The organism is Paracoccus yibinensis (genome assembly GCF_030846195.1).
Classification (GTDB): Bacteria; Pseudomonadota; Alphaproteobacteria; order Rhodobacterales; family Rhodobacteraceae; genus Paracoccus; species Paracoccus yibinensis.
Window position 1 is genome coordinate 43,891 of record NZ_JAVCWH010000014.1, and the last position, 13,382, is coordinate 57,272.

At 65.8% G+C, this 13,382-nt stretch carries 15 protein-coding genes and 1 tRNA gene; 5 read left to right on the top strand and 11 right to left on the bottom strand.

What is annotated here, in order from left to right:
• Window position 1: 1 nt before the first annotated feature.
• Window positions 2-193 (top strand): hypothetical protein, encoded by a 192-nt coding sequence (locus RAH32_RS18080; protein WP_306609829.1) that lies wholly within the window; start codon window positions 2-4, stop codon window positions 191-193.
• Between the two features lie 209 nt (window positions 194-402).
• On the top strand, window positions 403-645 hold the full coding sequence (locus RAH32_RS18085) for a transposase (protein ID WP_306609842.1): 243 nt from the start codon (window positions 403-405) through the stop codon (window positions 643-645).
• A 216-nt stretch (window positions 646-861) separates the two neighbouring features.
• Here the strand turns inward: RAH32_RS18085 and hisG are convergent, their stop codons facing one another.
• From hisG to hisS, 3 genes are read right to left on the bottom strand one after another with little or no spacing between them, the layout of a single operon-like run.
• On the bottom strand, window positions 862-1,539 hold the full coding sequence (gene hisG / locus RAH32_RS18090; RefSeq protein WP_306609830.1) for an ATP phosphoribosyltransferase: 678 nt from the start codon (window positions 1,537-1,539) through the stop codon (window positions 862-864).
• Window positions 1,536-2,597 carry an ATP phosphoribosyltransferase regulatory subunit gene (locus tag RAH32_RS18095; protein WP_373429737.1) on the bottom strand — a complete coding sequence of 354 codons (1,062 nt, stop codon included), beginning with the start codon at window positions 2,595-2,597 and terminating at the stop codon, window positions 1,536-1,538. The genes hisG and RAH32_RS18095 overlap by 4 nt, the downstream gene beginning before the upstream one ends.
• Window positions 2,597-4,078 (bottom strand): histidine--tRNA ligase, encoded by a 1,482-nt coding sequence (hisS, locus tag RAH32_RS18100; RefSeq protein ID WP_306609832.1) that lies wholly within the window; start codon window positions 4,076-4,078, stop codon window positions 2,597-2,599. Before hisS ends, RAH32_RS18095 begins: the two co-directional genes overlap by 1 nt.
• A gap of 51 nt (window positions 4,079-4,129) precedes the next feature.
• Between hisS and RAH32_RS18105 the strand changes: the two genes are divergently transcribed.
• Complete coding sequence (locus tag RAH32_RS18105; protein WP_306609833.1) at window positions 4,130-4,348, top strand: SlyX family protein; 219 nt, start codon at window positions 4,130-4,132, stop codon at window positions 4,346-4,348.
• Window positions 4,349-4,406: 58 nt separating this feature from the next.
• Here the strand turns inward: RAH32_RS18105 and pgi are convergent, their stop codons facing one another.
• The 5 genes from pgi to RAH32_RS18130 are packed head-to-tail and all read right to left on the bottom strand — an operon-like array spanning window position 4,407 to window position 9,948.
• The gene (gene pgi, locus RAH32_RS18110) at window positions 4,407-6,017 is read right to left on the bottom strand and encodes a glucose-6-phosphate isomerase (RefSeq protein ID WP_306609834.1); all 1,611 of its coding nucleotides are present in this window, start codon (window positions 6,015-6,017) and stop codon (window positions 4,407-4,409) included.
• A gap of 12 nt (window positions 6,018-6,029) precedes the next feature.
• Window positions 6,030-6,701 carry a 6-phosphogluconolactonase gene (pgl, locus tag RAH32_RS18115; protein WP_306609843.1) on the bottom strand — a complete coding sequence of 224 codons (672 nt, stop codon included), beginning with the start codon at window positions 6,699-6,701 and terminating at the stop codon, window positions 6,030-6,032.
• A 2-nt stretch (window positions 6,702-6,703) separates the two neighbouring features.
• Window positions 6,704-8,155 carry a glucose-6-phosphate dehydrogenase gene (gene zwf / locus RAH32_RS18120; RefSeq protein ID WP_306609844.1) on the bottom strand — a complete coding sequence of 484 codons (1,452 nt, stop codon included), beginning with the start codon at window positions 8,153-8,155 and terminating at the stop codon, window positions 6,704-6,706.
• A gap of 60 nt (window positions 8,156-8,215) precedes the next feature.
• Complete coding sequence (locus tag RAH32_RS18125) at window positions 8,216-8,755, bottom strand: RSP_2648 family PIN domain-containing protein (protein ID WP_306609835.1); 540 nt, start codon at window positions 8,753-8,755, stop codon at window positions 8,216-8,218.
• The gene (locus RAH32_RS18130) at window positions 8,755-9,948 is read right to left on the bottom strand and encodes an RSP_2647 family RNA methyltransferase (RefSeq protein WP_306609836.1); all 1,194 of its coding nucleotides are present in this window, start codon (window positions 9,946-9,948) and stop codon (window positions 8,755-8,757) included. Before RAH32_RS18130 ends, RAH32_RS18125 begins: the two co-directional genes overlap by 1 nt.
• A gap of 144 nt (window positions 9,949-10,092) precedes the next feature.
• Here RAH32_RS18130 and edd point away from each other — a divergent pair, with 144 nt between their 5' ends.
• Window positions 10,093-11,895 carry a phosphogluconate dehydratase gene (gene edd / locus RAH32_RS18135; RefSeq protein WP_306609837.1) on the top strand — a complete coding sequence of 601 codons (1,803 nt, stop codon included), beginning with the start codon at window positions 10,093-10,095 and terminating at the stop codon, window positions 11,893-11,895.
• Window positions 11,896-11,941: 46 nt separating this feature from the next.
• Window positions 11,942-12,031, top strand: a tRNA-Ser gene (locus tag RAH32_RS18140).
• Between the two features lie 284 nt (window positions 12,032-12,315).
• On the opposite strand, the gene RAH32_RS18145 is transcribed toward RAH32_RS18140, so the two are convergent.
• From RAH32_RS18145 to RAH32_RS18155, 3 genes are all read right to left on the bottom strand, one after another.
• Window positions 12,316-12,903, bottom strand: a complete 588-nt coding sequence (locus RAH32_RS18145) for a hypothetical protein (RefSeq protein WP_306609838.1) — start codon at window positions 12,901-12,903, stop codon at window positions 12,316-12,318.
• Window positions 12,900-13,199, bottom strand: a complete 300-nt coding sequence (locus tag RAH32_RS18150) for a restriction endonuclease subunit S domain-containing protein (protein ID WP_306609839.1) — start codon at window positions 13,197-13,199, stop codon at window positions 12,900-12,902. Before RAH32_RS18150 ends, RAH32_RS18145 begins: the two co-directional genes overlap by 4 nt.
• A partial coding sequence (locus RAH32_RS18155; RefSeq protein ID WP_306609840.1) for a hypothetical protein occupies window positions 13,196-13,382 on the bottom strand: 187 nt, incomplete at its 5' end. The genes RAH32_RS18155 and RAH32_RS18150, both read right to left, overlap by 4 nt.

Sequence of the window (13,382 nt, forward strand, 5' to 3'; positions counted from 1 at the left end):
TTTGGACGAGGCAAGCTCGCGCCATGCCAGGCGTTTTTCGAGGAACTGGTCACCCCAGGATCCTGACATCACGCTCTTCGAACTGCGCGACGCCCTGGCGATGGCGGAAGGTGTCGAAGCTCCCCATTCCTCCATTGCCGCGCTGCTGTCGCGGCTCGGCTTCACCTATAGAAAAATCGCTGGTGGCCAGTGAACGGTGCCGCGCAAGGGCAAAGCAGGCCCGACACGATTGGTTGACGCACCGCTTGCCCGCAATGCGGCGTCAGCCGGAACGGCTTGTGTTCCGTGATGAGGCGTCCATAAAGACCAACCTCACCGCCTGCGTGGTCGCGCTCCCTGTGGTGAGCGGCTCGCCATGGACGCGCCCTTCGGACACTGGAACAGCCAGACCTTCATTGCAGGATTGACCCCCGACGGCCTGATTGCCCCTTGGTCATCAGGGGGGCGATGGACGGGCCTGCCTTCGCCGCCTACGTCGAAAAGGTTCTGGTGCCGGAACTGATGCCTGGCACTGTTGTCATCCTGGACAACCTCGCGACATACCGGAACGTCGAGGCAGCCAAGGCCATCAAGCAGGCTGGCTGCTGGTTTCTCTACCTGCTGCCCTATTCCCCGGACCTGAACCCATCGAGCAGGCGTTCTTGAAGCTCGAAGCGCATCTGCGCAAGGTCGGGGCGCGGATCTTTACCGAACTGTTCAACGCTTCCCGAGACATCTGCGGAATGTCCACACCCGCTGAGTGCTGGAACTACTTTCAGGCAGCTGGCTATGTCGCAAGTTAATCCCGAAAGGATTTAGGACTTCTTCATTGAAATATCCTCGGGGGAATGCGCAGAGCGCGTGGGGGCAGACAGCCCCCGCTCAGGCCGCCACCCCAAGCTGCGCCAGGAAGGGCCGCACATCGTCCAGGGCCGCCCGGTTCACGAACAGCGTGGCCTGTGACCGAAGGATCGGCGCGACCCCCAGGATCTTCAGGTTGTTGGCCCGCAGCGTTTCCCCGGACGAGGTGATATCGGCCACGGCCTCGGCAGTCTGGTTGGCAACGGTCCCCTCGGTCGCGCCCTGGGAATCGACCAGCTGGTAATCGGCGACCTCGTGCTGGGCCAGCCAGGCGCGCACCAGTCGGTGATACTTCGTGGCAATCCGCAGGCGGAACCCGTGCGCCGCCCGGAAATCGCGCGCGATCGAGGCAAAGTCGTCCAGATCCTCGCAATCGCACCAGCATTCCGGCACGGCCAGGATCAGGTCCGCATGGCCAAAGCCCATCGGCGCCACCTCGGCCACGTCAGACCGCCAGCCCGCCAGCTTTTCCCGCACCAGATCCGTGCCGGTGACGCCCAGTTCGATCCGCCCTGCGGCAAGCTCTCGCGGGATCTCGCCCGCCGACAGCAGGACCAGCGATACCCCTTCGGCACCCTGAACCCGGCCCGCATATTCGCGATCCGATCCGCTGCGCGACAGGGTCACGCCCCGCGCGGCGAACCAGTCGAAGGTCTGTTCCATGAGCCGCCCCTTGGACGGCACACCCAGCCGGATCATGCGGCCTCCAGTTCGGCAACAAGGCCGGGGCGGATGATGCCGCCCACGGCGGGGATGGCGCGACCGCCGCGGCCCAGAACGGCGGTCAGCGCGTCATAGCGTCCGCCGGTGGCAACGGGCGGCCAACCCGGGTGATCCGGCGCGAGGAAGCTGAAGGTGAAGCCGTCGTAATATTCCATCGTGCGATGACCATGGCTTGCATCGAACAGGATGCTGTCCGGCGCGATGCCCCCATCGACCAGCATCCCTGCCCGTTCCTCGACACGCCCGATGGCGGGCGCAAGGTCGGGCCACTCCCGCGACAAGTCCGACAGTTGCGCCAAGGCATCCGGCATGGGCGCGCTGATGGCGAACAGCCGTTCCAGCCGCGTGGTCCACCGGGGGTCCAGCGGCGGCGCATCCTGATCGGCCCTCAGCCGGGCCATGCGCCGCTCCATCTCGTCCTCGGACCGCAGCCCTGCCCAGGGGGCGGCGCTTTCCGCAAAGGCGCGCAGGGCGACAGGCTGCGAAAACCGCGCCAGCAGGCGGCCAAAGCGTCCGGGCCGCCAGACATGATGCAGCAGCGCATCACGCCGCGCATCCGACAGCGGCAGCGCACGCACGGCATCCATCACCAAGCCCATATCGCCCGTCACGGCATGCAGGCCATATGGCGCCAGCAGCCGGTGGAACAGCGCGAAGACCTCGGCGTCGGCCTGGGGATCATGGGCGAACAGCTCGAACCCGGCTTGCAGATATTCGTTGTCGCGCGGATTGGCGGGGCGTTCGTCACCCGGATCCTGCTTGCGGAACACCTCGCCCAGATAGCAGTATCGCGCGGGTTCCGCCCCGTTCGCCATGTGCATCTGCACGACAGGAACGGTAAAATCGGGCCGCAGCATGACCTCGCCCCGCAAGGGATCGGTCGAGGTATAGGCCCGCGCGCGGATATCCTCGCCATACAGATCCAGCAGCGTATCGGCGGGCAGCAGGATATCGGGCGCGACCTCGGCCGCGCCTGCCTCGCGGAAAGCTTGCAGAAAACGCTGGCCGATGGCTTGCTTGTCGCGCTTGGGGATCATCCAAGGATCCGTTTCACTTCCGCGACCAGATCGGCGCGGGAAACCTCGGTCTGGGCGGGCTGCGCCTTCCATTCGTCAAGGCTGGCCTCGGCTGCGATGCGCGCGCCCAGGACCAGATCCTTGACCTGCACCACGCCGCGCACAGCTTCGTCCGCGCCCTGGATGATTGCCACCGGCGCGCCGCGCTTGTCGGCATATTTCAACTGGTTGCCAAAGTTCTTGGGATTGCCCAGATAAACCTCGGCCCGGATGCCCGCCGCGCGCAACTCGGACGCCATGGCCTGGTAGTCTGCCATCCGGTCGCGGTCCATCACCGTCACGACCACCGGCCCCTGCGCCTCGGCCCCCGCCAACCCCTTGGCGCGCAAGGCGGCCAGCAGCCGGTCCACGCCAATGGACACCCCGGTCGCGGGCACCTTCTGGCCCGTGAAGCGTTCGACCAGCCCGTCATAGCGCCCGCCGCCCGCGACCGAACCGAACTGCCGCTTGCGGCCCTTCTCGTCCAGGATCTCGAAGGTCAGTTCGGCCTCGAAGACCGGGCCGGTGTAATAGCCAAGCCCCCGCACGACCGAGGGGTCGACGACCGCCCGGTCCTCGGCCACGCCCATGGCGGCCAGCATCCCGGCGATCTCGGCCAGCTCGTCCACGCCCTCGGCCCCGATGGCCGACGCGCCGACCGCCGCCCGCAGGTTCGCCAGCGTTGCGGCGTTGTTCGCGCCCTTCGAGGTCAGGAAGGCCAGCACCGGCTGGGCCTGCGCCTCGGACAGGCCCACGCCTTCGATCATCGCACCACTGTCGTCCTTGCGGCCCGTGGTCAGCAGCGCCAGCACGCCGTCGCGCCCGACCTTGTCGAACTTGTCGATCTGGCGCAGCACGTCCTCGGCTTGATCGGCGCGAACCTCGGCAGCCTCCAGCACGCCGTTCAGCACCTTGCGGTTGTTGATCCGCACGATGTAGTCGCCGCGCGCGATCCCCACGGCCTCCAAGGCATCGGCCAGCATTGCGCAGATCTCGGCATCCGCCGCGACCGAGGCACTGCCAACAGTATCCGCATCGCATTGATAGAACTGCCGGAACCGCCCCGGACCCGGCTTTTCGTTCCGCCAGACCGGCCCCATGGCATAGCGCCGGTAAGGCGAGGGCAGGTCATTCCGAAACTGCGCCGCCACCCGCGCAAGCGGCGCCGTCAGGTCATAGCGCAGCGCCAGCCAGTCGCCCGACCCGCCGCCGGGCACGGCTTCCTCCTGCCAGGCAAAGACGCCGGCATTGGGGCGGTCCACGTCGGGCAGGAACTTTCCCAGGGCCTCGACCGTCTCGACGGCGCTGGTTTCCAGGGGATCGAAGCCATGGCGGTGATAGATTTCGGCGATCCGGTCCAGCATCGCCTTGCGTTCGGTCACGTCCGCGCCGAAATAGTCGCGAAAGCCCTTGGGCGTTTCCGCCTTGGGACGGGGCTGTTTTTTCTGATCTTTCGCCATGGTCCTGCCTTTCCGGCCAAATCCGTGGCTGCCTTAACCGAAGGGGCCGATATGGACAAGGATACCGAGGCGCGAATCCGGCAGCTTGAGGAAACGCTGGCCCACCTGACGCGCGTGACCGACGAGCTGCACGAGGTCATCGCCCGCCAGGACGGCGAGATCGCCCTGCTGACCCGCCGGGTCGAGATGCTGATGCGCTTCGCCGCCGAACAGCAGGCTGATGCCGAAGGCTCGATCCCGTTGGCCGATCAACGCCCGCCGCACTGGTAGCATCTTCTGTGCAGAAATATCCCGCGGGGGTCCGGGGGCGCGAAGCCCCCGGCCTTTTCTACCCTCGCATCTGCCGGAAGACCTGCGCCAGATGCTCGGTGGACGCATCATGACCCGGCGCGCCCTCGCCCTTCAGCAGCGGTTCCACCTTCAGCGCCAACTCCTTGCCCAGTTCAACGCCCCACTGGTCGAAGCTGTTGATCCCCAGGATCACGCCTTCCACAAAGACGCGGTGTTCATAAAGCGCGACGATCTGGCCCAAGGTGAAGGGCGTCAGTTGCTCGATCAGCAGCGTGGTCGAGGGCCGGTTTCCGGGGAACACGCGATGCCGCGCCTGCCGGTCCAGTTCCGCGCCTTCCAGGCCCTTGGCCTGCATCAGGGCGCGTGCCTCCTCCAACGAGCGGCCGCGCATCAGGGCCTCGGACTGGGCAAGGCAGTTGGCGGCCAGCAGGATGTGATGGTGCGCCAAGTCATCCTCATGCCCGCGAGCGGCCAGGATGAATTCGCAGGGAACGGGCGTCGTGCCCTGGTGGATCAGCTGGTAGAAGGCGTGCTGGCCGTTGGTGCCAGGTTCGCCCCAGACGACGGGGCCAGACACCACAGTCAGGTCGGACCCGTCCATCGCCACGCGCTTGCCGTTCGATTCCATCTCGAGCTGTTGCAGATAGGCCGGCAGGCGCAGCAGGCGGTTGTCATAGGGCAGCACGGCGCGGGTCGGATAGCCGCAGACCTGATGGTGCCAGATGCCAACAAGGGCCAGCAGGACGGGCAGGTTTTCGGCCAGGGGCGCCGCGCGGAAATGCGCGTCCATCGCAGCACCGCCCGAAAGGAACTCGTCAAAGCGCGCATCACCGATGGCCAGCATCAGCGACAGCCCGATCGGCCCCCAGACGGAATAGCGCCCTCCGACCCAGTCCTCGAACCCGAAGACGCGCGACGAGTCGATGCCAAATTCCGCCGTCTTGCCGGTCGCCGAGGACAAGGCAACAAACTGCGCCGCCGGGTCGGTCACGACGCGGCCCATCCAGTCGCGGGCGGTCTGGGCGTTGGTCATGGTCTCAATGGTGGTGAAGGTCTTCGACGCCACGATCACCAGCGTCGTGGTCGGGTCCAGTCCCTTGAGCGTATCCGCGATGTCGGCGCCGTCCACGTTGCTGACGAAATGGCAGCGTGGCCCGTCGTGATAGGGCGCCATCGCAAGGACGGCCATGTAGGGGCCAAGATCGGAACCACCGATGCCGATATTGACAACATCGGTGATCTTGCCGCCCTGCCCCGTGAAGGCACCCGACCGGACATCGCGGGCGAAATCGGCCATGCGGTCATGCGTCTCGCGCACCGCGGGCATCACGTCTTGGCCGTCCACCACTACGCTGCCGCGCAGGTTGCGCAGGGCTGTGTGCAGCACGGCGCGGTCCTCGGTCTCGTTGATCCTGGCGCCGGTGAACATCGCCTCGCGGCGGACAGCGATGTCGGCGCCTTCGGCCAGTTCCACCAGCAGATCGCGCGCCCTTGCATCGACCATGGTCTTCGACCAGTCGAAGACCAGGCCGTCCGCCTGAGTGGCAAAGTCACCGGCGCGGGCGGGATCGGCCTCGAACAGATCGGTGATGCGGGTTGCGCCTTGCGCCTGACGGTGGGATTTCAGGCGGGTCCAGATGTCGGTCATTCGGAAAGGCTCCTATTCGGCCCAGTGAACGGTCGCGTTGTCCAGGAAGGCGCGGATCGGCGCCTCGATCGGGTCGAGCTTCTGCGCCCGCTCAAGTGCCTCGCGCTTTTCCGGGCCCATCAGCAGGACATGGACATTCATCGCATCGGCCAAGGCCGGGCGGGTCAGTGTGATGCGCGGTTCCTCGGCCCCCTCGGCCCGGATCGGCAGGACCAGCGGCGCGTCCGCGGCCAACCCTTCGGCCAGTCGGTCGGCCCCCGGGAACAGGCTGGCCGTGTGCATGTCGTTGCCCATGCCCAGCAGGACCACCGTGATCGGCAGGTGCGGGCGGATTGCCTGGGCCAGACCCTCTGCGGCCTCGTCCGGCGTGGAGTCGCCGGTGTAAAGGTCGATGTAATCCGCAGCCGCCGCCTTGTCGCGCAACAGGTGGCGGCGCAGCAGGCGGCCGTTCGACCGCTTGTGTTCCCCGTCCACCCAGCGTTCGTCGCCCAGGAACACCGTCACCCGGTCCCAGTCGATATCAGCCCCGCTGAGCGTTTCGAACACCAGCGTGGGCGAAGTGCCGCCGGGAACGCACAGGCTGGCCGTGTCGCCCGTGCGCAACTGCTGCGCCAGCTGCGACGCGATCTGGTCGGCCAGCGACAGGGCCAGCATTTCCCTGTCCGGGTATTCCTTGAATTCCATCGTCACGCGCGAATCTCCCTCCATCGGCGGTTGTCGCGATGCAGCAGGCGCAACGCTTCCTCGGGGCCGGAAGATCCCGCGTCATAGGGTTCGGGACGCCGCTTGCTGTCTTCCCAGGCGGCGATGATCGGGTCGGTCCAGGCCCAGGCGGCCTCGACCTCGTCGCCGCGCATGAACAAGGTCTGGTTGCCCCGGATCACGTCCATGATCAGCCGTTCATAGGCGTCGGGCATGTCGCTGCCATCGGCGCCAAGCGCATCGGCGAAGGACATGTCCAGCGGCACCTGCACCAGCCGCATCCCTCCCGGACCCGGTTCCTTGATCATCACCTTGAGGTTCATGCCCTCGTTCGGTTGCAGGCGGATGACAAGTTCGTTGGCCTTGGGCGCGCCGCTGTCGTCAAAAATCGAATGCGGCGGCTCGCGGAAGACAATCGCGATCTCGCTGGTTCGGGCGCGCAGCTTCTTGCCGGTGCGCAGATAGAAAGGCGTTCCCTGCCACCGCCAGTTCGAGATGCAGACCTTCATCGCGACATAGCTTTCGGTCCGGGAATCCGGGTTCTCCGAATCCTCCAGATAGCCGGTGGACTTGCCGTCCGCCTGATACTGGCCGCGGACGATGTCGCCGGGTTCCACGGCTTGCAAGGCGCGGATCACCTTCAGCTTTTCGTCGCGCACGGCGTTCGGGTCGAAGTGATAGGGCGGCTCCATCGCGATCAGGCACAGAAGCTGCATCATGTGGTTCTGGACCATGTCCCGGATCGCGCCCGACTTGTCGTAATAGCTGCCGCGCCCGGCCACGCCCACGGTTTCGGCCACCGTAATCTGGACGTGATCGACATACTGGGAATTCCACAGGGGTTCGAACAGGATGTTCGCGAAGCGGACGGCCATCAGGTTCTGGACGGTTTCCTTGCCCAGATAGTGATCAATCCGATAGATCTGTTCTTCCCGGAAATGCCGGGCCAACGTCGCGTTCAGCGCGCGCGCGGTTTCCAGGTCGCGGCCAAAAGGCTTTTCGACCACGATGCGGCTGTTTTCATCCGCAATGCCGTGGCTTGCCAGGCGGCTGGCGATATCGCCGAAAAGGGCCGGCGCGACCGAGAAATAGAACGCATGGACCGCACCGGGACGCATCCGTGATTTCAGATCCGCCCACCCGCCGTCGCCCTTTGCGTCGATGGGGGTGTAGCCCAGCAGGTCCAGGAACTGCGCCAGATGCGGGTCATCAGAGGCAATGCCGCCGAATTCCTCGATCGCCTTTCCGGCTTCGCTTCGGAAAGCCGCGTCGTCCTGTTCAGTGCGGGCCGCGCCAATGATGCGCGAAGTCGCCGGGATCTGACCGGCCACGAAGCGGCGGAACAGGCCCGGCAGGATCTTGCGCTGCGCCAGATCGCCGGTGGCACCAAAGATGACCAGATCGAAGTCATCGACCGGAATGACGCGCGAGACCATGCTGTCCTCCTTGCGGTTGGGGATCGCCATATCTCTTGTTAGCGTTAACAGCAACTCGGTTCAACCTCTCAGGGCCTTGGCCAGCCGTGGCAGGCGGCTGCGTTTCAGCATCTCGGCCATGGTCATGTCGCCGCCCATGGCGGCGGCCTTGTCGCAGGCTTTGGTGACGACGGCGCGAACCGTGCCCGGATCGATCCGGGACAAATCCAGCAGGAATGCGTCGGGATGGATCGCGCGCAGGCCAAGGCCAGCCATCAGGGTCCGGGGGAAATCGCGCAGATTTGCCGTCACGATCAGCGTCGCGTCCCCCGCCAAGGCCGTTTCCGCCACATGCCGGTCGGCAGGGTCGGGAAAATGCAGATCGATGGCGCGGGTGCCATCATCGGGCATCTCGGCACCGGGGAAGCGGTCGCGCAGCAACGCGATCTCGACCCCCGCCACGGCATCCTGATCGGGACCAAGCCGGGCAGCCGCATGGCGCCATTCGGCCAGGATGCGCGGCGACCACAGCGGCACGAACAGCCCTGCGCCTGCAAGATCAGTCAGGATCTCTCGCAGGATGGTGGGAAACAGGACATTGGCGTCAAGAACGGCCCGCATCAGTCCAGCCGGAAGAACAGCGCCTTGAGATAGCCGGTTTCCGCCAGTTGCGGCAGCATCGGATGATCCGGCCCCGCCTGTCCGGTATGGATCAGCACCCCCCGCCGGCCGCCGCGTCCGATGCCGCGCGCGCTGACATTGCGGAAGGCCGTCAGATCGGCCGCATGGGAACAGCTGCACAACACCAGATAGCCGCCCGGAGCGACCAGCGGTGCGGCCAGCTTTGCCACCCGTTCATAGGCGCGCAGCCCCGCCTCCAGTGCCGGCTTCGCGGGTGCGAAGGCGGGTGGATCGCAGACGACCAGATCAAAGCGCCGGCCATCGGCGGCTATCTGTTCCATCGCCTTGAAGGCGTCGGACTGCACGGTTTCCAGACGGTCGGCGGCATTCATGCGCCCTGCCCCAGCCTTAGCCAGATCCAGAGCCGCCGCGCTGCCATCGACGCAAGTGGCATGGGTCGCGCCTGCTGCAAGCGCGGCCAAGCCAAAGCCTCCGACATGGCTGAAGACATCTAGCATCGTGCCGCCCTTGGCCAACCGCTGCGCAAAGGCGTGGTTCGGCCTCTGGTCGAAGAACAGCCCGGTCTTCTGCCCGCCCATCAGGTCGGCCAGATAGGTCGCCCCGTTCATCGGCACCGCCACGGGTTCGGACGGTGCCTGTCCACGCAGAACCTCCATCCGTTCCTCAAGTCCCTCCAGCCCACGCGCGCGACCCTGGCCGTTCAGGATCACGGTCGTCACACCCGTCACATCGACCAAAGCATCGGCCAGATCGTCAGCCATCCGGTCTGCCCACGCAGCATTCGGCTGAATCACTGCCGCATCGCCGAAACGGTCGATCACCAGCCCCGGAAGACCGTCGGCCTCGGCATGGATCAATCGATAGAAAGGCGTGTCATACAGCCGCTGCCGCAACTGCAAGGCCCGTTCCAGTCTTGCACGTAGCCACGCCCGGTCGATCCGCGCGTCGGGGTCCGCGTCCATCACCCGGCCGACAATCTTGGAGTTCGGGTTCACCGTCACCAGCGCCAGAGCCTTGCGTTCGGCGTCTTCCAGGACGGCAAAGCCGCCCGCAGGGATTGCGCGGCTCCGACGGTCCATCACCGCTTCGTCGGCAAAGACCCAGGGGAAGCCGTGGCGGATCGCCTGGGGCTTGGACTTCGGGCGCAGGCGCAGCACGGGCAGATCGGTCATCGGGTTCATCCTTTTCGCGTCCCCGGATCTGGCACGGCCTCCCGTCCGGCACAAGGCCGTCACCGACAAAGCAAAGCCCAGCGACAAGCGATGTTGAACCGTTAACGCTAACAGCGTATATAATGGCGCAAGAAGGAGCCAGCCATGACCCTGCACGCCACCATCGACCGAGTCACCGACCGGATCCGCACACGTTCCCGCACCGGACGAGAGGCCTATCTGGCCAAGATTGCCCGCGCGGCCGAGGAAGGTCCCCGGCGCGCGCATCTTTCCTGCGGCAACCAAGCCCATGCCTATGCCGCGATGCCCGACAAGGACGACCTGGCCCTGTCCCGCAAACCCAATATCGGCATCGTCACCGCCTATAACGACATGCTCTCGGCCCACCAGCCCTATGAGCGTTTTCCCGATCTGATCCGCCGCGCCGGCAACGCGGCAGGCGCCACGGTTCAGGTCGCGGGCGGCGTGCCGGCCATGTGCGACGGCGTGACCCAAGGCCGTGCAGGGATGGAGCTGTCGCTGTTTTCGCGCGACGTGATCGCCTTGGCGGCTGGCGTGGCGCTGTCGCACGACTGCTTCGATGCCGCGCTGTATCTGGGCGTCTGCGACAAGATCGTGCCGGGCCTTGTCATGGCCGCCGCGACCTTCGGCCATATTCCGGCGGTGTTCCTGCCCGCCGGTCCCATGCCCTCGGGCCTGCCCAATGACGAGAAATCCAGGGTCCGCCAGCAGTTCGCCGCCGGAGAAGTCGGCCGCGAGGCCCTGATGGCGGCCGAGATGGCGTCTTACCACAGCCCGGGAACCTGCACCTTCTACGGCACCGCGAACTCCAACCAGATGCTGATGGAGTTCATGGGCCTGCACCTGCCCGGTTCCAGCTTCGTGAACCCCAACACCCCCCTGCGCGATGCGCTGACCGTGGCGGGCGTCCAGCGTGCCGCAGCCATTACCCGGTTGGGCAACGACTACCTGCCAGCGGGCGAGGTCCTGAACGAAAAGGCCTTCGTGAATGGCATCGTCGGCCTGATGGCGACTGGGGGATCGACCAACCTCGTCATGCACATCCCCGCCATGGCCAAGGCCGCGGGTATCCTGATCGACATCGAGGATTTCCACGACATCTCGGAATCCGTGCCCCTGATGGCGCGCGTCTATCCGAACGGTCTGGCCGACGTGAACCATTTCCACGCGGCGGGCGGCATCGGCTACATGATCGGACAACTGCTCGAGGCGGGGTTGCTGCACCCCGACGTGAAGACCGTCAACGGCACCGGGCTGGACGGCTATACCTTGGAACCCAGGCTCGATGGTGACCGCCTTTGGTGGGACGAAGGATCGCGCGACACGCTGAACGACAGGATCCTGCGCCCGGCCGGCAATCCCTTTGCCAGGACCGGCGGTCTCAAGCAGCTCCAGGGGAACCTGGGCCGCGGCGTCATCAAGGTCAGCGCAGTCGCCGAGGAACGCCATGTCATCGAGGCCCGCGCCCGCGTCTTCTCGGACCAAGACCAGGTGAAGGAGGCCTTCAAGGCTGGCGAATTCACCGAAGACACGATCGTCGTCGTCCGTTTCCAGGGGCCGCGCGCGAACGGGATGCCCGAACTGCATTCCCTGACGCCGATCCTGGCCGTGCTGCAGGATCGCGGGCTGCGCGTCGCATTGCTGACGGATGGCCGCATGTCGGGTGCATCGGGCAAGGTCCCGGCGGCCATCCACATCTCGCCCGAAGCATCGGTCGGCGGGCCCCTTGCCCGCATCCAGGATGGCGACCTGATCCGGCTGGACGCGATCAGCGGAACGATCGACTGCCTTGCGCGGGACTTCGAAGCCCGTCCCGCTGCCATGCACGACCCTGCCACCAGCAGCGAAGGCATGGGACGCGAACTGTTCGCCGCCTTCCGCGCCGTGGCCGGCCCTGCGACCGAAGGCGCGGGCGTGGTGGTGTGACGGATGGGCCTTGGCAATCCGACTGCCGCAGTTTACGCAACCCTACGGAGCAGTGGCCGAGCGGTCTAAGGCAGCGGTCTTGAAAACCGCCGGGCCAGTGATGGTCCCGTGGGTTCGAATCCCACCTGCTCCGCCACTTACCCCCGCGAAAGCGTTCTCCCGATCCGGCTGCGGCCGGATTTTTCCGTTGTTTTCGAGGGTTATGCGGGAGGGGCTGAGCACCGGCGGCGGCGCCAAGCGGCCCGGAAGCGTTCTCTCCGGGTCGATATTCTCCGGACCTGTTGACTGCGCGGATTTGGTAAAGTTCTGCAAGCCATTGGCAGGGATTGTTTATTTCAGGTTCAGGCTGAGCACTTCGACGAGAGGGGCGTTTGCGGGATGGAACCGGGGTCGAACCATAATCGAGGCGAGGCGCCGGGCTCAGGCGGTCGGTCCAAGGCGGAAAGCGGGCTTGGCCAGCATTCTGACGGCGAGGCCGATGGCGAAGATGGCGTCGTGGCGAACGACGTCGGCGGCCTGCTGGCCGGTGTCGAGCGAGCGGCGGTCGAGGTTGCCGGCATCATCGACGTGCCGGAAGTGGGACAGCGGGTTGCGCAGGCCCATCAGCCTTTGCAGGTCGGTCACGTCCAGATCGGAGATCACGTCCCGCTCGCGGCAGCGGCGCAGGGTTTCACGAAAGGAGATCCGGTTGGGGATGTCGTCAATCAGAAGGCCGACGTGCAACCAGGCCGCCAGTAGATGCTCGACCAGCCCCTGGCACAGCAGGATTGTGGCGGCGAAGTTGCCGTGGACGTAGGACGAGCGTGCCTCGATCCAGGCAAAATGGGCGGCCTGGCCGCCGAAGATCATCGTGCCGTTCGGCCCGAGATCGCGACTGAAATCGGTCAGCATGCGATAGCGCGAGACCTTGCCGTGCAGGTCGTCGTGCATTTCGGCCAGCAGCAGGCGGGCGAAGTCCAGATCGGTCAGGTCAGACAGCAGATCGGGCTGGTCGCAGCCGCCCGTCATGCGGCCCTGTCCCCGGCGCCGAAGACCTGATGCAGAAGCGCGGGGATCAGGGCGTCGGCGTCCAAGGCCGAGGCGGCGCGGATGGTGCGGATGCGGCGGACCTTGGCCTGAAGGCGGTCGAACCGGCGTTGGGTTTCCAGCGGCGGCACGGGGACCTCGATGGCGGGCAGTTTCTTCGAGGACAGCGTCTTGTTGCGGGCAATCGTGCCGGGAGAGTTGCCAACCACGCTCGAAAACCCTTCGGGTGTGCGGAAATAGGCGAGCAGAAAGCCCGGCGTGGCCAATTCCGGGTTCACTTCGCATGTCTGTTGATTTCCACCCAGAACTGAGCCGGATAGGCGCGTAATTTCCACTGAGAATTGAGCCATGTGAACCTTTCCCCAAAGCGATGAGCGGCGGGGGTAACGGGAGTGATCCACATGGGACTTTTGAACATCATTCGACGCATGCACTTGCGGCAGAAGCTGTCGGTCCGCGAG

Coding starts and splice junctions, on each gene's coding strand:
- hisG (WP_306609830.1), bottom strand. CDS start 1,539: ATGATCCGGCTGGGTGTGCCGTCCAAGGGGCGGCTCATGGAACAGACC.
- pgi (WP_306609834.1), bottom strand. CDS start 6,017: ATGACCGACATCTGGACCCGCCTGAAATCCCACCGTCAGGCGCAAGGC.
- RAH32_RS18130 (WP_306609836.1), bottom strand. CDS start 9,948: ATGACCGATCTGCCCGTGCTGCGCCTGCGCCCGAAGTCCAAGCCCCAG.
- edd (WP_306609837.1), top strand. CDS start 10,093: ATGACCCTGCACGCCACCATCGACCGAGTCACCGACCGGATCCGCACA.
- hisS (WP_306609832.1), bottom strand. CDS start 4,078: ATGGCGAAAGATCAGAAAAAACAGCCCCGTCCCAAGGCGGAAACGCCC.
- zwf (WP_306609844.1), bottom strand. CDS start 8,155: ATGGTCTCGCGCGTCATTCCGGTCGATGACTTCGATCTGGTCATCTTT.
- RAH32_RS18105 (WP_306609833.1), top strand. CDS start 4,130: ATGGACAAGGATACCGAGGCGCGAATCCGGCAGCTTGAGGAAACGCTG.
- RAH32_RS18125 (WP_306609835.1), bottom strand. CDS start 8,755: ATGCGGGCCGTTCTTGACGCCAATGTCCTGTTTCCCACCATCCTGCGA.
- pgl (WP_306609843.1), bottom strand. CDS start 6,701: ATGGAATTCAAGGAATACCCGGACAGGGAAATGCTGGCCCTGTCGCTG.
- RAH32_RS18145 (WP_306609838.1), bottom strand. CDS start 12,903: ATGACGGGCGGCTGCGACCAGCCCGATCTGCTGTCTGACCTGACCGAT.